Annotated in this window: 13 protein-coding genes; 8 read left to right on the top strand and 5 right to left on the bottom strand. The window is 64.3% G+C overall.

The features are described from left to right. The first annotated feature begins 17 nt into the window (after positions 1-17). A complete protein-coding gene (paaZ, locus tag AC07VU_RS19485) occupies positions 18-2,072 on the top strand; it encodes a phenylacetic acid degradation bifunctional protein PaaZ (RefSeq protein ID WP_495030282.1) in 2,055 nt (684 codons plus the stop codon). A 138-nt stretch (positions 2,073-2,210) separates the two neighbouring features. Further along, the gene (nhaB, locus tag AC07VU_RS19480) at positions 2,211-3,713 is read left to right on the top strand and encodes a sodium/proton antiporter NhaB (protein ID WP_274302586.1); all 1,503 of its coding nucleotides are present in this window, start codon (positions 2,211-2,213) and stop codon (positions 3,711-3,713) included. A 126-nt stretch (positions 3,714-3,839) separates the two neighbouring features. Here the strand turns inward: nhaB and AC07VU_RS19475 are convergent, their stop codons facing one another. Genes AC07VU_RS19475 through gnd form a run of 3 tightly spaced genes read right to left on the bottom strand, consistent with a single transcriptional unit; the run spans position 3,840 to position 7,188 of the window. Continuing rightward, positions 3,840-4,661 carry an HAD family hydrolase gene (locus AC07VU_RS19475; protein ID WP_274302584.1) on the bottom strand — a complete coding sequence of 274 codons (822 nt, stop codon included), beginning with the start codon at positions 4,659-4,661 and terminating at the stop codon, positions 3,840-3,842. Further along, entirely contained in the window at positions 4,658-6,178 is a 1,521-nt protein-coding gene (gene zwf / locus AC07VU_RS19470; protein WP_495030281.1) for a glucose-6-phosphate dehydrogenase, read from the bottom strand. Before zwf ends, AC07VU_RS19475 begins: the two co-directional genes overlap by 4 nt. Then, positions 6,175-7,188: a phosphogluconate dehydrogenase (NAD(+)-dependent, decarboxylating) gene (gene gnd / locus AC07VU_RS19465; protein ID WP_225970778.1), complete on the bottom strand. Its 1,014-nt coding sequence runs from the start codon at positions 7,186-7,188 to the stop codon at positions 6,175-6,177. The genes zwf and gnd overlap by 4 nt, the downstream gene beginning before the upstream one ends. Positions 7,189-7,418: 230 nt before the next feature. Between gnd and AC07VU_RS19460 the strand changes: the two genes are divergently transcribed. The 6 genes from AC07VU_RS19460 (at position 7,419) to AC07VU_RS19435 (ending at position 15,070) form a co-directional block, all read left to right on the top strand. Then, positions 7,419-7,592 carry a DUF6026 family protein gene (locus AC07VU_RS19460; protein ID WP_495030280.1) on the top strand — a complete coding sequence of 58 codons (174 nt, stop codon included), beginning with the start codon at positions 7,419-7,421 and terminating at the stop codon, positions 7,590-7,592. 284 nt (positions 7,593-7,876) lie between these two features. Beyond that, complete coding sequence (locus AC07VU_RS19455) at positions 7,877-9,619, top strand: phosphoethanolamine transferase CptA (RefSeq protein ID WP_274302582.1); 1,743 nt, start codon at positions 7,877-7,879, stop codon at positions 9,617-9,619. 218 nt (positions 9,620-9,837) lie between these two features. Next, on the top strand, positions 9,838-12,084 hold the full coding sequence (locus tag AC07VU_RS19450; protein WP_495030279.1) for a TonB-dependent siderophore receptor: 2,247 nt from the start codon (positions 9,838-9,840) through the stop codon (positions 12,082-12,084). 185 nt (positions 12,085-12,269) lie between these two features. Then, on the top strand, positions 12,270-12,491 hold the full coding sequence (locus AC07VU_RS19445; protein WP_009043741.1) for a hypothetical protein: 222 nt from the start codon (positions 12,270-12,272) through the stop codon (positions 12,489-12,491). A gap of 489 nt (positions 12,492-12,980) precedes the next feature. After that, the gene (locus AC07VU_RS19440) at positions 12,981-13,655 is read left to right on the top strand and encodes a heavy metal response regulator transcription factor (protein WP_007922715.1); all 675 of its coding nucleotides are present in this window, start codon (positions 12,981-12,983) and stop codon (positions 13,653-13,655) included. Beyond that, positions 13,652-15,070 (top strand): heavy metal sensor histidine kinase, encoded by a 1,419-nt coding sequence (locus AC07VU_RS19435; protein ID WP_274302579.1) that lies wholly within the window; start codon positions 13,652-13,654, stop codon positions 15,068-15,070. Before AC07VU_RS19440 ends, AC07VU_RS19435 begins: the two co-directional genes overlap by 4 nt. A gap of 11 nt (positions 15,071-15,081) precedes the next feature. On the opposite strand, the gene chrA is transcribed toward AC07VU_RS19435, so the two are convergent. Both chrA and AC07VU_RS19425 read right to left on the bottom strand, forming a co-directional pair. Next, a complete protein-coding gene (gene chrA, locus AC07VU_RS19430) occupies positions 15,082-16,284 on the bottom strand; it encodes a chromate efflux transporter (RefSeq protein ID WP_495030278.1) in 1,203 nt (400 codons plus the stop codon). A 21-nt stretch (positions 16,285-16,305) separates the two neighbouring features. Next, on the bottom strand, positions 16,306-16,797 hold the full coding sequence (locus tag AC07VU_RS19425; protein ID WP_009043737.1) for a GNAT family N-acetyltransferase: 492 nt from the start codon (positions 16,795-16,797) through the stop codon (positions 16,306-16,308). Positions 16,798-16,820: the final 23 nt, after the last annotated feature.

Here is a 16,820-nt window from a genome sequence, read left to right as displayed (position 1 = left end):
CATCCGGAGGAATCGTGATGCCTCACGCCCCTACCCTGCAAAGCTTCATCGCCGGCCGCTGGATTGGCCAACACGGCGCCCAGGTGCTGCGCAGCGCCATCGACGGCCACGAACTGGCCCGCACCCACGAAGAACGCCTGGATTTCGCCGAGGCGCTCGACCATGGCCGGCGCCAGGGCATCGCCTCCCTCATGGCCCTGGACTTCCAGCAGCGCGCCCAGCGGCTCAAGGCGCTGGCGCTGTACCTGAGCGAACGCAAGGAACAGCTGTACGCTATCTCCCATCACAGCGGCGCCACCCGCACCGACAGCTGGATCGACATCGAGGGCGGCAACAGCACCCTGTTCACCTATGCCAGCCTGGGTTCGCGGGAGCTGCCCTCGGGCAATATCGTCCACGAAGGCCCGGCGCTGCCGTTGAGCAAGCTCGGCAGCTTCGCCGGCACCCATATCCTGGTGCCCCGCGGTGGCCTGGCGGTGCATATCAACGCTTTCAACTTCCCGATCTGGGGCATGCTGGAAAAATTCGCCCCGAGCTTCCTCGCCGGCATGCCGTGCATCGTCAAGCCAGCCACCGCCACCAGCTACCTGACCGAAGCCGTGGTGCGCCTGATGAATGAATCGGGGCTGTTGCCCGCCGGCAGCCTGCAACTGGTAATTGGCGGCACCGGCGACCTGCTCGATCGCCTGCAAGGCCAGGACGTACTGACCTTCACCGGCTCGGCCGATACCGCGGCCAGGCTGCGCGCCAACCCACAGCTGATTCGCAACTCGGTGCCGTTCAATGCCGAGGCCGACTCGCTGAACTGCGCGATCCTCGCCCCGGACGTGAGCCCGGACGACGAAGAGTTCGAGCTGTTCATCAAGGAAGTGGCCCGGGAAATGACCACCAAGGCTGGGCAGAAATGCACCGCCATTCGCCGCGCCATTGTGCCGGCCCGGCATATCGACGCGGTCGCCAGCCGCCTGCGCGACAGGCTGGCCAAGGTGGTGGTCGGCGATCCGGCGGTGGAAGGCGTGCGCATGGGCGCACTGGCCTCCCACGATCAGCAACGGGACGTGGCCGAACGCCTGGAGAGCCTGTTGCAGAGCAGCGACCTGTTGTTCGGCGCCCGCGACGGCTTCGAGCCGCGCGGGGCAAACACCCGCCAGGGTGCGTTCTTCGCCCCGACCCTGCTGCAGGCCCGCGACCCGCATGCCGAAGGCGGGGCTCACGATATCGAGGCCTTCGGCCCGGTCAGCACGCTGATGGCCTATGACGACCTCGACGAAGCCCTGGCCCTGGCCGCGCGAGGCAAAGGCAGCCTGGTGGCCAGCCTGGTGACCCGCGATCCACGCATCGCCGCCAAGGCCATCCCGGTGGCCGCGGCCTGGCACGGGCGCCTGCTGGTGCTGGACCGTGAATCCGCCGCCGAATCCACCGGCCATGGCTCGCCGCTGCCGCAGCTCAAGCACGGCGGCCCGGGCCGCGCCGGCGGCGGTGAAGAACTCGGTGGCCTGCGCGCGGTGAAGCACTACCTGCAACGGGCGGCGGTGCAAGGCTCGCCGAGCATGCTGGCGGCGGTCACCGGCGAATACGTGCGTGGCGCCAAGGTCATCGAGACCGAGGTGCATCCGTTCCGCCGGTTCTTCCAGGACCTGCAGATCGGCGAGTCGTTGCTGACCCACAGACGCACGGTGACCGAGGCCGACCTGGTGAACTTCGGCTGCCTGTCCGGCGACCACTTCTATATGCACTTCGACGAGATTGCGGCCAAGGAGTCGCAGTTCGGCAAGCGCATCGCCCATGGTTACTTCGTGCTGTCGGCGGCGGCCGGGCTGTTCGTGTCCCCGGCGCCGGGCCCGGTATTGGCCAACTATGGCCTGGACACCCTGCGTTTCATCAACCCGGTGGGCATCGGCGACACCATCCAGGCGCGCCTGACCTGCAAACGCAAGATCGACCAGGGCAGGCAGAGCCCGCAAGGCATCCCCCAGGGTGTGGTGGCCTGGGACGTGGAGGTCAGCAACCAGCTGGGTGAACTGGTGGCCAGCTACGACATCCTGACCCTGGTGGTCAAACGCGAAGACTGACCGGCACCGCCCGCAGGAGCTGGTTTATCGGCTCCTGCGCGGGCCCGGGCGGTATTTGTGGCAAAAGATTTCAGAGTTTCTTGATCTTCACCGGTGCTTGCGGCAAGTTGCGCGCTTCTTCAATACAAGGAGCAGCCAATGTCCGGTTCACTGGCCCAGGCTTTCACCCACAACTTTCTCGGCCATTCACCGCGCTGGTACAAAGCCAGCATCCTCGCCTTCCTGCTGCTCAATCCCTTGCTGCTGTTCACGGTCGGCCCGGTGACGGCCGGCTGGATGCTGGTGGCCGAGTTCATCTTCGCCCTGGCCATGGCCCTCAAGTGCTACCCGTTGATGCCCGGCGGCCTGCTGGTGCTGGAAGCCGTGGCGCTGGGCATGACCACGCCCCAGGCGCTGTACGACGAACTGGTGCACAACTTCCCGGTGATCCTGCTGCTGATGTTCATGGTGGCCGGCATCTATTTCATGAAGGAGCTGCTGCTGTTCCTGTTCTCCCGGCTATTGCTGGGGGTACGTTCCAAGGCGCTGCTGGGTCTGCTGTTCTGCTTTCTCTCGGCCTTCCTCTCGGCGTTTCTCGATGCCCTGACGGTGACCGCGGTGATCATCAGCGCCGCGGTGGGCTTCTATTCGGTGTATCACCGGGTGGCGTCCGGCAACGACCCGCGCCAGGACAGCGAATTCAACGACGACCAGCACTTGCCACAACTCCACCACCAGGACCTCGAACAGTTCCGCGCCTTCCTGCGCAGCCTGCTGATGCATGGCGCGGTGGGCACCGCCCTGGGTGGCGTCTGCACCCTGGTGGGCGAGCCGCAGAACCTGCTGATCGGCCATGAAATGGGTTGGCACTTCGCCGACTTCTTCCTCAAGGTCGCCCCGGTGTCCCTGCCGGTGCTGGTGGCCGGGCTGGTGACCTGCGTGCTGCTGGAGAAACTGCGCTGGTTCGGCTACGGCACCCTGCTGCCGGACAACGTGCGCGCGGTGCTGGCCAACTACGCCGCCGAAGACAACGCCGAACGCACCGACCGGCAACGCGCGGCGCTGCTGGTACAGGGCGTGGCGGCGCTGATCCTGATTGCCGCGCTGGCCCTGCATATCGCCGAGGTCGGCCTGATCGGCCTGATGGTGATCGTGCTGATTACCGCCTTCACCGGCATCACCGACGAGCACCGCCTGGGCAGCGCGTTCAAGGATGCGATGCCGTTCACCGCCCTGCTGGTGGTGTTTTTCGCGGTGGTGGCGGTGATTCATGACCAGCAGCTGTTCACCCCGCTGATCCAATGGGTGCTGGCGCTGCCGGCGAGCCAGCAGCCGGGCATGCTGTTTATCGCCAACGGGCTGTTGTCGGCCATCAGCGATAACGTGTTCGTCGCCACCATCTACATCACCGAAGTGAAACAGGCCTTCGCTTCCGGACTGATGAGCCGCGAACACTTCGAAACCCTGGCGGTGGCGATCAACACCGGCACCAACCTGCCGAGCGTGGCCACGCCCAACGGCCAGGCGGCGTTCCTGTTCCTGCTCACCTCGGCGATCGCGCCGCTGGTGCGCCTGTCGTATGGACGCATGGTGTGGATGGCGTTGCCCTACACCCTGGTGATGGGTGTGCTGGGCTGGTATGCGGTGAGCTACTGGCTGTAAGGATGTAGCCGCTGCCGTAGGCTGCGATCGACCCGCAGGGTCGCGGCGGTCTCCAGATCGCTGAAGGCCTTCGGCCTTATCGTCCGAACACGGCCCGAGCCTGCGGCAGCGGCTACAGGTTTTGCATTAGCGCGGCAGGATAAATCGTTCGATCGCCTCGGCGGCGCCATCCACGACATTGCTGCCCGTCACCAGGTCGGCCTGGCGTTTCACCGCCGCTTCGGCCTGGCCCATGGCAATCGACAACCCGGCCTGCTGGAACATCGCCGGGTCGTTGCCGCCATCGCCCAGCGCCGCGGTACGCTCCAGCGGCACCCCGAGAAACTCCGCCAGGGTGATCAGCGCCTGCCCCTTGTTGGCCTGCAGCGCCGTCACATCCAGGTACACCGGCTGCGAACGGGAGACCTGCGCCTGCCCACCGACCTGCTCCAGCAAACGTGCCTCCAGCTCCACCAACAGTTCAGTGTCGGCACTGGCGGCGACTATCTTGTCGATGCGCGGCAGGTAGTCCTCGAAGCTCTCCACCACCACCGGCGGATAACCCAGGCCATGCTGCTCGCGCGGCACCATCGGCCCATGGGGATTGCGCAGCAGCCATTCACCGTCGGCGAACACCCAGACTTCGACTTCCGGCTGCGGCGACAACAGCGCCAGGACAGTGTTGGCGACCGCTACCGGCACATGGTGGCGCACCAGGAAACTGCCATCGGGATTGACGAGGGTGCCGCCATTGAACGCCGCGGTCGGCAGGTCGACGCCCAGGGCCTCGATCTGCTGCAACATGGCCCGCGGCGGTCGCCCGGTGGCGAGACTGAAGAACACCCCGGCTTCGCGCAGCGCGCGCACCGCGGCGATGGTGCGCTGGCTCAAGCTGTGATCGGGCAGCAGCAAGGTGCCGTCCATGTCGCTGAGCAGGAACTGGATGGGATGCTGCCCCTCGCCCCTCATCCGAGGCTGTGCCATTCACGGCCGTCGCGGGTCAGCAACTCGTCGCCGGCCGCCGGTCCGTCTTCACCGGCCCGGTAGATATGCACCTTGGCCTTTTCCTTCCAGGCATCGAGGAACGGCTGCACCGCGCGCCAGCCGTTTTCGATGTTGTCGGCGCGCTGGAACAGGGTCTGGTCGCCGGTCAGGCAATCGTAGATCAGCGTCTCGTAGCCGGTAGAAGGCTGCATCTCGAAGAAGTTCTTGTAGGCGAACCCCAGCTCGATATTGGCCATCTCCAGGGTCGGCCCGGGCTTTTTCGCCAGCAGGTCGAACCACATGCCTTCATTGGGCTGGATCTGGATGCGCAGGTAGGTCGGCTGCAAGTGGTCGACCTCGGTATCGCGGAACTGCGCGTACGGCGCAGGCTTGAAGCAGATGGCGATCTCGGTGTCGCGCACGCTCATGCGCTTGCCGGTGCGCAGGTAGAACGGCACGCCGACCCAGCGCCAGTTGTCGATCATCACCTTGAGGGCGACGTAGGTTTCGGTGTTGCTGTCCGGGGCCACATTGGCCTCTTCGCGGTAGCCGGCCACCGGCTTGTCGCCCGCCTTGCCCGCCACGTACTGGCCACGCACCGAGTTGGCCAGGGCCTCTTCGGTGCTCCAGGGACGAATCGCCCCCACCACCTTGGCCTTTTCTCCGCGCACCGCATCGGCGCCGAAGGCCGCCGGTGGTTCCATGGCGACCATCGCCAGCAGCTGGAACAGGTGATTGGGCACCATGTCGCGCAGGGCGCCGGTGTTTTCATAAAAGCTGCCACGGGTTTCCACCCCGACGGTTTCCGCCGCGGTGATCTGCACGTGGTCGATGTAATGGTTGTTCCAGAAAGCCTCGAACAGGCTGTTGGAGAAACGGCTGACCAGAATGTTCTGCACCGTCTCCTTGCCCAGGTAATGGTCGATCCGATAGATCTGCTTCTCGCTCATCACCTTGAGCAGGCATTCGTTCAGCGCTTGCGCGGTGTGCAGGTCGGAGCCGAACGGCTTCTCCACCACCACCCGGCGAAACGCGTTGTCCCCTTCGACCAGCAACCCCGACGCACCCAGGCGCTGCACCACTTCACTGAAGAAGCGCGGTGCGGTGGCCAGGTAGAACACCGCATTGCCAGTGCCGCTGGCGGCGATTTTCGCCGCCAGCGCGTCGTAGGTGCTGTCGTCCAGGAAGTCGCCCTGGACATAGCTGATGCCATTGGCCAGCTTGGCCCAGAGCGCCGGGTCCAGCGCTTGCGCGCCGCTGCCGACCTTGCCGGCAGCCTCGGTGCGAATGAAGTCCTCGAGCTTCTTGGCGAAATCCACATCGCTGATCGCGTTGTGATCGACGCCGACAATCTTCAACCCCTCATCCAGCAAACCGTCACGGTTGAGGTTGTACAGCGCCGGCATCAGCAGGCGCTTGACCAGGTCGCCATGGGCGCCGAATAGAAACAGTGTGGTGGGTGGAGCGGGTTGAGCCTTGGACTTCTTTCGCAAGGAGGTCATTTTTTCGGAGTCTCCACGTGGCCGCCGAAGCCGAAACGCATGGCCGACAGCATCTTGTCGCCATAGGTGCTCTGCTGGCGGGAGCGGAAACGAGCGAACAGCGAGCTGGACAGCACAGGAACCGGCACCGCCTGCTCGATGGCGGCTTCGATGGTCCAGCGACCTTCACCGCTGTCGGCCACTTCGCCGGAGAAACCGTCGAGTTGCGGATCGGTGGCCAGGGCGTCGGCGGTCAGGTCCAGCAACCAGGACGAGACCACGCTGCCACGGCGCCAGACTTCGGCGATATCGGCGACGTTGAGGTCGAAGCGCTGGTCTTGCGGCAGGCTTGGCGAGGCTTTGGTCTTGAGGATGTCGAAGCCTTCGGCGAAGGCCTGCATCATGCCGTACTCGATGCCGTTGTGGATCATCTTGACGAAGTGCCCGGCACCGGCGGGGCCGGCGTGGATGTAACCGCGCTCGGCGCGATCGTCTTCAGCCACCCGGTCCTTGGTCCGCGGGATGTCGCCCATGCCCGGCGCCAGCGCATCGAACAGCGGGTCCAGGCGGCGGACAACCTCGGCGTCGCCGCCGATCATCATGCAGTAGCCGCGCTCCAGGCCCCAGACGCCGCCAGAGGTGCCGACGTCGATGTAGTTCAGGCCTTTTTCCGCCAGCGCCTGGGCGCGACGGATGTCGTCCTTATAGTAGGTGTTGCCGCCATCGATGATCACGTCGCCCGGTTCGAGCAACTGGCTGAGGGTTTCGATGGTGTCTTCGGTGGGCGCGCCAGCCGGCAGCATGACCCAGACCGCGCGCGGCTTCTCCAGGCCGGCGACCAGGGCCGGCAGGTCGGCGACGCCCTTGGCGCCTTCGCCACTCAGGGTGCTGACAAAAGCGCTGTTACGGTCATAGACCACGGTTTCATGCCCATTGAGCATCAGGCGCCGCGCAATGTTCCCGCCCATGCGGCCCAGTCCGATAATCCCCAGTTGCATGTGCTGATGCTCCTTACTACTAAATTGTGTCAAAAGGTTATAGCCCAACGAGGCCAGTGAGGGTTAGTCCAGAGCGGCTGGACTAAGTTTCCCAAGCAGTGAGTGGATAACGACGCGAATCGCTTCGAAGGCACAACGACCGCTGAAAATAAAAAAGTTCCCTTTGCCGGCAAAAGAAATCAAAATTGCCGCCGATAGTGTTTCAGGCCCCGGAATTCAAGCGGCCGGACCACAGTTGATGCACGCCATTTGCGAGGTGAGCAATGGGCACAGTACTACCGGCACGACCAGCACAAACCCTCTACGTCACTATCCGTCGTGACGAGTTGCGCGAACTGAAGAACGAGCACGACCAGTTGAAGCAAGAGCTGGCGCAACTGCGCCTGGCATTGCAGAACCAGGGTCAGGTGGCTGCCGTCACCCAGCTACACGCCTGAGAATCCGAGGAACCTGCCCGCCGTGGCCGGTCCTTGCAACAGGTTGTTAATGAAGCCGGCTGAGTCCTTGATGGATCGCCGGCTTCTTTTTGCCCGTCGCTTTTTACCCTACCCGCCTCCTGGCGACGGCATTATCTGACACGTAGGTACCAACTCACAAAGTTTTCACACCTGCTTGTAGATACTCCGGCGCAATATTGCCGCCCCCACGGGCGCGGCGCGCGTTCGCCGAGGTAGTCGAAGCTTTCCGGCGAATGTCATGTTCAATGCAGCTGGAGCGCTCGATGGCAGTGTTTAAACGCGATAAGACATCCGCGAAGGGGTTTGACTGGGCGGGCCTGGGCTGGCTCTTCCTGTTCTTCTGGTACTTCTCCGGCATCACCCAGTTACTGATCCAACTGACCGACACCTCCGGGTTCGCCGGTTTCCGCCAAGCCTTCATCATGAGCGCGATCTGGCTGGCGCCGATGCTGCTGTTCCCGGCCCGCACCCGCGCGATGGCCGCCGTCATCGGCATCGTGCTCTGGGCCTGTTCCATGGCCAGCCTGGGTTACTTCTTCATTTACCAGCAGGAGTTCTCCCAGAGCGTCATCTTCATCATGTTCGAGTCGAACCCCTCCGAAGCCGGTGAGTACCTGACCCAGTACTTCGCCTGGTGGATGGTGCTGGCGTTCCTCGCCCATACCGCCTTCGCCCTCTTCCTCTGGACCCGCCTGCGCCCGGTCTACCTGCCGCGCGGTCGCGCGCTGGTGGCGGCCATGGCCATCCTGATCGCCGTCATCGGCTACCCGCTGATCAAGCAGACCGCGCGCACCGGCAGCTTCGCCGGCGGCCTGGAGAAATTCGAAACGCGCATCGAGCCCGCGGTGCCGTGGCAGATGGTGGTGGCCTACCGACGCTACCGCGAGCAGTTGGAAAACATGCAGGGCATGCTCGACAACGTGAGCAAGATCCCGCCGCTGCACAACCTCAAGGACAGCATGGCCAACCAGCCTTCGACCCTGGTCCTGGTGATCGGCGAGTCGACCAACCGCCAGCGCATGAGCCTCTACGGCTACCCGCGCCAGACCACGCCGGAGCTGGACAAGCTCAAGGACCAGCTGGCGATCTTCGACAACGTCATCACCCCGCGCCCCTACACCATCGAAGCCTTGCAGCAGGTGCTGACCTTCGCCGACGAGGAAAACCCGGACCTGTACCTCAAGACCCCGTCCCTGGTCAGCGTGATGAAGCAGGCCGGCTACAAGACCTACTGGATCACCAACCAGCAGACCATGACCAAACGCAACACCATGCTCACCACCTTCTCCGAGCAGGCGGACGAGCAGGTCTACCTGAACAACAACCGCAACCAGAACGCCCGCCAGTACGACGGCGACGTGCTGGAGCCGTTCTCCAAGGCCCTGGCCGACGGCGCGCCGCGCAAGTTCATCGTGGTCCACCTGCTGGGCACCCACATGAGCTACCAGTACCGCTACCCGCCGAGCTACGACAAGTTCACCGACCGCACTGGCGTGCCGGCCGGCGTGCGTGACGACCAGGTGCCGACCTACAACAGCTACGACAACGCCGTGCTGTACAACGACTTCGTGGTTTCGAGCCTGATCAAGGACTACGCCAAGACCGACCCCAACGGCTTCCTGCTGTACCTGTCGGACCACGGCGAAGACGTGTTCGACTCCGCCGGCCACAACACCCTGGGCCGCAACGAAGGCAAGCCGACCGCGCCGATGTACACCATTCCGTTCATCGCCTGGGCCTCGCCGAAGTGGAAGCAGAACCATGACTGGAACTTCGCCGGCGACCTCGGCCGCGCCTACAGCAGCTCGCACCTGATCCATACCTGGGCCGACATGGCCGGGCTGAGTTCCGACGAACTGGACCGCAGCAAGAGCCTGGTCAGCGACAGCTTCAAGCCGCGCCCGCTGCTGATCGGCAACCCTTATGAACGCAACGAGAAAGCCCTGATCGACTTCAGCCTGATGAAGCCCAAGGCACCGCCACCCACCGCGGTAGTACAGAAATAAGTCGTACAGAAATAAGTCGTGCAGAAATAAGCGATGCCAGAATAAGCCGTTTCCTACGGGGCTCACGCAGCCCCGTAATACCGGCCCTCAATGCCCCTTCATGGGGCATTTTTGCATCTCTAAAGATAATAATTATTCTCGTTTATCCTAAATACCCTTCCGCCTTTTCGTCTCTGTGCAAACGGATTTTTTCCCTCGACGACAAGGAGGCGGCAGCGATGCTCGCGCCATTCACCCGATCCATGACTTTGACATTCGGCCTGTGCGGCGCGGTTCTGAGCCCCGATCTGCTGGCCGAAAGCGAACCCGCCCGGAACCCCGACCGCAGCGCCAGGACCCTGGAGCTCGATGCCACCAGCGTCACCGCCCAGGGCCTGGGCGCCACCACGGAAAATACCGGGTCCTACACCACCGGCAGCATGAGCACCGCCACGCGCCTTAACCTGTCGATCAAGGAAACCCCGCAATCGGTGTCGGTGGTGACCCGCCAGCAGATGGACGATTTCAAACTCGACACCTTGTCCGAGGTCCTGGGGCAAACCACCGGGGTGGTGGTCCAGCACCTGGACTCCGACCGGGTGAGCTATTCCTCCCGCGGCTACTCCATCAACAACTTCCAGATCGATGGCATGCTCAACACCTTCACCCGCATGAAGTCCGATGCGGACACCATCATCTACGACCGCATCGAGGTGGTCCGCGGCGCCACCGGCCTGACCACCGGTGCCGGCGACCCTTCGGCCACCGTCAACATGGTGCGCAAGCGACCGACCCACGAGTGGGCGGCCAAGGCCGGTGTCAGCGGCGGCAGCTACGACAACTACTACAGCTACGTCGATGTCGGCGGCCCCCTGGGGTTCGACGGACGCCTGCGCGGGCGCACGGTGCTGGCCTATCGCGACAGCCAGTCGTTTCGCGACCACTACCAGCTGCAGCGGGAAGTCGGCTACGGCATTCTCGAGGCCGACCTGACCGACAGCACCACCCTGGCGGTGGGCTACGACTACCAGGACAAGCAGGTCCAGGGCACCTCCTGGGGCACCGTGCCCTACTGGAACGCCGCGGGCGGCAAGGCCAACCTGCCGCGCTCCACCAACATGGCGGCGCAATGGAGCTCCTGGCCGCTCAGGGACAAGACCGCCTTCGCCACCCTCGACCAGCGCCTGGGCCACGACTGGCACCTGAAAGCCGCCTACACCCACCGCGACAGCGACAGCGACGGCAAGGTCTATTACGGCGGTGCCGGTTTCCCGGAGGCCGACCGCTCGGGCATGACCGCCTGGACCAGCCATATGATCGGCACGCAGAAAATGCGCGTGTACGACTTCAACCTGGCCGGTCCCTACAACCTGCTGGGCCGCGAACATGAACTGATGCTGGGCTACGGCGAGGCCGAGCGCCGCGAATCGTCGCCACACACCGTCGACGGCCCGACGCCGCCGGGTTACGCCAGCATCGCCGACTGGAAATACATGGGCGGCATCGCCAAGTTTCCCGACACCGTGACCAACCTGCCCGGCTCCGGCGACAGCACCCGGCAAAAGGCCGGCTACCTGGCGACCCGCCTGAGCCTGAGCGACGAGCTGCACGCGGTGCTCGGCAGCCGTTACGGCAGTTGGAGCGCCCACAGTCGTTCTCGCCGCTACGACGCCAACAACCAGCTGACCAGCCTCGAAGACACCCACCAACAGCACAACGACATGTGGACGCCCTACGCCGGCCTGCTGTACGACCTCACCCCGCAATACACGGTGTATGTCAGCTACACCGACATCTTCAAGCCCCAGACCGAGCGCGACGCCAGCCGCAAATACCTGGAGCCGGTGGTCGGCAGCAACTACGAGCTGGGGCTCAAGGGCAGCCTGCTGGAGGAGCGCCTGAACCTGGCCACCGCAGTGTTCTGGAGCAAGCAGGACAACGTCGCCGAACTGGACAGCTCGGTGCCGCCGGACCCGGTCACCGGCGAGGAGTTCTACAAGTCGGGCGGCAAAGGCGGCAAGGTCCAGGGGTTCGAGGCCGAGGTCTCGGGCGAAATCCTCGCGGGCTGGAACCTCACCGCCGGCTACACCTACACCCACGCCCTGGACGGTGAAAAGCAGCGCGCCAACGGCGGCGAGCCGATGAACATGCTGCGCCTGTCGACGGCCTATCGCCTGCCAGGCCAGTGGCGGGCGCTGACCGTCGGCGGCAGCCTGAACTGGCAAAGCGAGATCTACGGCAGCAGCCGGCGGCCGGTGGGGCGCGACGGCAACGGGCGCATCGTCACCGAAAACACCCGCATCCATCAGCAGGCCTACAGCGTGGCCGGGCTGATGTCGCGCTACGAGTTCGACCCGCACCTGTCGGCCTCGCTCAACGTCACCAACCTGTTCGACAAGAAGTACTACGAACGGGTCGGCTTCTATAACGGCGTCTACTGGGGCGAACCGCGCACCCTGACCCTGAGCCTGGACTGGAAGCTGTAACCCGCCCTTCTTCCTACACAGCTCATATCTGTGGGCCGTCAGCGCCCCTCATCCGGGATGACAGCATTGTCATCCCGCCTTCAGCGTCCTGTTAACCCCTAGTTAATAAGATCGCGCCAGACTTCCCTCACTGCTTCGTTACAGGGACGCAACGGATACCGATCACCGTCAATGGGACATCGCATATGAAAGCCTCCACACTCCTGCTCGCCGGTCTGATGATTGCCAGCTCGGGTGCAGCGTTCGCCGAAGGCGGCGCTGAACGCATGAAGCACTACTGGGATAACTTCCCCATCAGCCAGCAGATACCCCGCACCGATAGCGAACAGACGTCCTCCGAGAACGGGAAAAAACCCCAGGCACCCGCCGAGGACCCGACCCGCGCCAGCGCGCAACCGGACGCCTGAAACGCCCCGAGCTCTACTCCTCTCTGACGATCATGCTCCTTTGCCAGAGAGGATCTTCCGGCGCCCTTTCACGGGCGCCTTTTTTATTGCCGTCGATATCAGCGACATGACCATGGGCTATCAACTTTCTGACGTCAAAATGACAATTACGCCATCTAAGCAACCGTCATTACCGGCTGTATTAATATAAGTTTCCGCCAAACTTCGACATATATTGAAACAGTAAATAACACATGATCGGTTTGAATCACTTCACTTAGCTTGCTATTGGCCCAGCCAGCTAACCGGCTGTCGAAAACAGACACAAGCCATTGATATCAGGCACTTTAAATCTTGACCCTAAAGCCACTTCAGGCTTGAGCATTCCCCCGACCCAAACGGCTGAGGCTATTTATCAGCAGCAACTTCGCGGGTTTTATGGCTGGTCCAACAACAACTTCATATCCAGCGCCATTGAAATCGTATTAATGATCAAGAGGTCACTTTTCCATGCGCATTCTGGTTGTCGAAGACGAGCGTAAAACTGCCGATTATCTGCATCAGGGCCTGACCGAAAGCGGTTATGTAGTCGACCGCGCCGCCACCGGTGTCGACGGGCTTTACCTGATCGAACAGCAAAACTACGAACTGGTGATTCTGGACGTCAATCTGCCGGAAAAGGACGGCTGGCAGGTGCTGGAAGACATGCGCAAGGACAGCAACGCCCGGGTGATGATGCTCTCGGCGCGCGGGCGCCTGGCCGACAAGGTCAAGGGGCTGGACCTGGGGGCCGACGATTACCTGGTCAAGCCGTTCGAGTTTCCCGAGTTGCTGGCGCGGGTGCGCACCCTGCTGCGGCGCAGCGAGAACCTGCCGGCGACCGACACCCTGCGGGTCGCCGACCTGGAGCTCGACCCACGCCGGCACCGGGCCTATCGCGGCTCGCGGCGCATCGACCTGACCACCAAGGAGTTCACCCTGTTGCAGGTGCTGATGCGCCAATCGGGCGAGGTGCTGACCCGGACCCAGATCATCTCTCTGGTCTGGGACATGAACTTCGACTGCGACACCAACGTGGTGGAGGTCTCCATCAGCCGCCTGCGGGCGAAGATCGACGATGCCAGCGAGATCAAGCTGATCCACACCATCCGTGGCGTCGGTTATGTCCTGGAAGTGCGCCAATGAAAGCCGCGCAACGCACCGCCAGCAGCCTGTCCATGCGCCTGGGCCTGACCGTCAGCCTGATGGGTGCCGGCCTGGTGCTGCTGCTCGCGACCCTGGCCTACCTGGCCCTCAGCCACGAGCTGGGCAGCCTGGCGCGGGAAAGCCTGGACAGCAAACTCGAACAGATCCGCCACACCCTGACCAGCGACCTGAAGACCGGCGATATCGCCGCCCGCCCACATTCGCTGCTGGATCTGGTGATGGGCCACGACAACCTGCACCTGAGCATTTTCGCCGCCGATCCCCAGGCCGAACCGCTGCTGAACATCGGCAACCGCAACCTGGGCCCGCTGCCCGAAGCCCTGACCCAGCCGGAAAGCCCGGCGTTCCTCGACTGGCTCGACAGCGCCGGCAACCGGTTGCTCAGCGCCTCCAGCCTGATAACCCTGCGCAACGGCGAACAGGTGCGGGTGGTGCTGTCCCTGGACCGGGCCAACGACCAGGCACTGCTCAGTGCCTACCTGCGTTCCACGGTGATCGCCTTGCCCCTGCTGCTGATGCTGATCGGCATCGGCGCCTGGTGGGTGGTACAGCGTGGCCTGGCGCCGTTGCAGCAGTTCAGCCGGGTGGCCGCCAAGGTCACCACCCAGGACCTGACCCATCGGCTGTCGCCGGACAACCTGCCAAGGGAGCTGGCCGAGCTGGCCCACAGCATCAATTTCATGCTGCACCGGCTCGACGGCGGCGTGCAGCAGCTCTCGCAATTCTCCGACGACCTGGCCCACGAGCTGCGCTCGCCCATCACCAACCTGATGGGCAAGGCCCAGGTCACCCTGTCCCGGGAGCGCCCGCCCCACGAGTACAAGGCGGTGCTGGAGTCGAGCACCGAAGAGCTGGAGCGCCTGACCCGGATCGTCAGCGACATGCTGTTCCTCGCCCAGGTCAGCCATCCGGCCTCCCAGGTGGCGTTCGAAGCAATCTCCCTGGGCGAGGAAGCGCGGCGGGTCATGGAACTGTTCGCCCTGAGCGCCGAGGAAAAGCACCTGGGCATCAGCCTGTCCGGCGATGGCCTGGTGTACGGCGACCGCCTGATGATCCAGCGGGCGATCTCCAACCTGCTGTCCAACGCCATCCGCCACAGCCCGCGGGCGTCGAGTATTTCGATCCTGGTGGAGGAGCATGAATCGAGCGTGTCGCTGTCGGTGGGCAACCCCGGCGCCGGTATCCCGGAGCAGCACCTGGCGCACCTGTTCGAGCGCTTCTATCGGGTCGACAGCAGCCGCTCGCGCGCCGAAGGCGGTACGGGACTGGGCTTGGCGATCGTGCGCTCGATCATGAACCTGCATCAGGGCCGGACCGAGGTCAGCAGCGTGCCGGGCAGCTTCACCCTGTTCCGCCTGGTGTTTGCCCGGCTCAATCACCCGCCGCGCACCTGACGACGCTGGCCTCAGGCCTCCAGCAGCAGGCCGACGGCGCCACCGGCGAGCACCACCAGCCAGGGCGGCAGCTTCCAGCGCATCAGCGCGGCCAGGGCCAGCAGGGCCAACCCCAGGTCCAGCGGCTTGAGGATGGTGCTGGTCCACAGCGGCTCGTACAGCGCCGCCGCCAGCAGGCCGACCACCGCCGCGTTGACGCCGGCCAGCGCGGCCTGGACCCGGCCCAGGTGGCGCAGGTGCTGCCAGAACGGCAGGACGCCGACGATCAGCAGCATGGCCGGCAGGAAAATCATCGCCAGGCACACCAGCGCGCCGCGCCAGCCGTCGATGGCGGCGCCGAGAAAAGCCGAAAAAGAGAACAAGGGGCCTGGCACCGCCTGGGCAGCGGCATAACCGGCGAGAAACAGATCGTTGCTCAGCAGGCCCGGTGCGACCACCTCGCTCTGCAACAGCGGCAGCACCACATGGCCGCCGCCAAACACCAGGGCACCGGCGCGATAAAAACTGTCGGCCAGCAGCAGCGACAGGCTGGGCCAGAGCCCGGCCAGCAGCGGCAAGCCCGCCAGCAACAGGGCAAAGAGCACAAGGGCCAGGTAGCCCGTGCGCTTGCCGACCGCGATCGCCAGCCCGTCCTCGCGGTTGTCGATAGTCGGCTGGAGCAGGCCCGCGCCGATCATCCCCGCCAGCAACATCACACAGACCTGGCCAAGGGTGGTCGGCCAGAGCAGCACACTGATCGCCGAGACAAGCGTGATCAGCATACGCAGCGGCCCGCGGCACAAAGCACGGCCCATGCCCCACAGGGCCTGGGCCACCACCGCCACCGCGACGATCTTCAGGCCATGCACCAGCCCGCCGGGCAACCCTGTGCCGCTACCGCTCAGGCCCATGGCCAGGGCAATCAGGATCAGCGCCGAAGGCAAGGTGAAACCCAGCCAGGCGCCCAGCGCGCCGGCCAGCCCCGCCCGCGACCAGCCCAGGGCAAAGCCCACCTGGCTGCTGGCCGGCCCCGGGAGGAACTGGCACAGGGCGATCAGCTCGGCATAGGCCGCCTCGCTCAGCCAGGCGCGGCGCTGGACGAACTCGGTGCGGAAATACCCCAGGTGCGCCACCGGCCCGCCGAAGGAACTCAGGCCCAACCGCAAGAACACCAGGAACACCGTCCAGGCACTGTCACGGCGGGTCACGGGGGCATCCAGGGGAGATGAGTTCATCGGCCGGCGGGCTCCAGGGGCTTACAGGGTCTTGTTCCAGAACAGCATCCGGCCATGGCTCGGGTCGAGCCTGGCGTCGTCGAAGCCGAACTTGCGGTAGGACGCCTGGGCCACCGCGTTGCCCTCCAGCACTTCCAGGGTGATCTTGCAGCAGCCGCGCTGGCGGGCGATCTCCTCGACCTTGTGCAGCATCTTCTGGCTCAGGCCCAGGCCGCGGAATTTATCGATCACCGACACATCGTGCACATTGACCAGCGGCCGGCCGGCAAAGGTGGAAAAGCCCTCGAAGCAATTCACCAGGCCGGCCGGTTCGCCACCGACAAAGGCCAGCACGCTGAACGCGTGGGGGCGCTTGGCCAGTTCGCCGGGCAATTGCCGCAACAGATCGGCGTCCAACGGCTGGCCGCCGCCCATCGGGTCCTGGGCATAGTGGTTGAGCACCAGGGCGATCGCCTCGGCGTGTACCGGGTTGGTGTAGCTGGCCTGGAGTACCAATACGTCTGCAACGTCCATGTCTGTCCTCAACAGTTATTGAT

The sequence above is a fragment of the Pseudomonas sp. GW821-FHT02B10 genome (assembly GCF_059421865.1).
The sequence above is the reverse complement of the archived record's forward strand: the minus strand, read 5'-3'. Positions and strand labels throughout refer to the sequence as shown.

Coding starts and splice junctions, on each gene's coding strand:
- AC07VU_RS19450 (WP_495030279.1), top strand. CDS start 9,838: ATGCTCGCGCCATTCACCCGATCCATGACTTTGACATTCGGCCTGTGC.
- zwf (WP_495030281.1), bottom strand. CDS start 6,178: ATGACCTCCTTGCGAAAGAAGTCCAAGGCTCAACCCGCTCCACCCACC.
- AC07VU_RS19475 (WP_274302584.1), bottom strand. CDS start 4,661: ATGAGGGGCGAGGGGCAGCATCCCATCCAGTTCCTGCTCAGCGACATG.
- nhaB (WP_274302586.1), top strand. CDS start 2,211: ATGTCCGGTTCACTGGCCCAGGCTTTCACCCACAACTTTCTCGGCCAT.
- AC07VU_RS19425 (WP_009043737.1), bottom strand. CDS start 16,797: ATGGACGTTGCAGACGTATTGGTACTCCAGGCCAGCTACACCAACCCG.
- chrA (WP_495030278.1), bottom strand. CDS start 16,284: ATGAACTCATCTCCCCTGGATGCCCCCGTGACCCGCCGTGACAGTGCC.
- AC07VU_RS19435 (WP_274302579.1), top strand. CDS start 13,652: ATGAAAGCCGCGCAACGCACCGCCAGCAGCCTGTCCATGCGCCTGGGC.
- AC07VU_RS19440 (WP_007922715.1), top strand. CDS start 12,981: ATGCGCATTCTGGTTGTCGAAGACGAGCGTAAAACTGCCGATTATCTG.
- AC07VU_RS19455 (WP_274302582.1), top strand. CDS start 7,877: ATGGCAGTGTTTAAACGCGATAAGACATCCGCGAAGGGGTTTGACTGG.
- paaZ (WP_495030282.1), top strand. CDS start 18: ATGCCTCACGCCCCTACCCTGCAAAGCTTCATCGCCGGCCGCTGGATT.
- AC07VU_RS19460 (WP_495030280.1), top strand. CDS start 7,419: ATGGGCACAGTACTACCGGCACGACCAGCACAAACCCTCTACGTCACT.
- AC07VU_RS19445 (WP_009043741.1), top strand. CDS start 12,270: ATGAAAGCCTCCACACTCCTGCTCGCCGGTCTGATGATTGCCAGCTCG.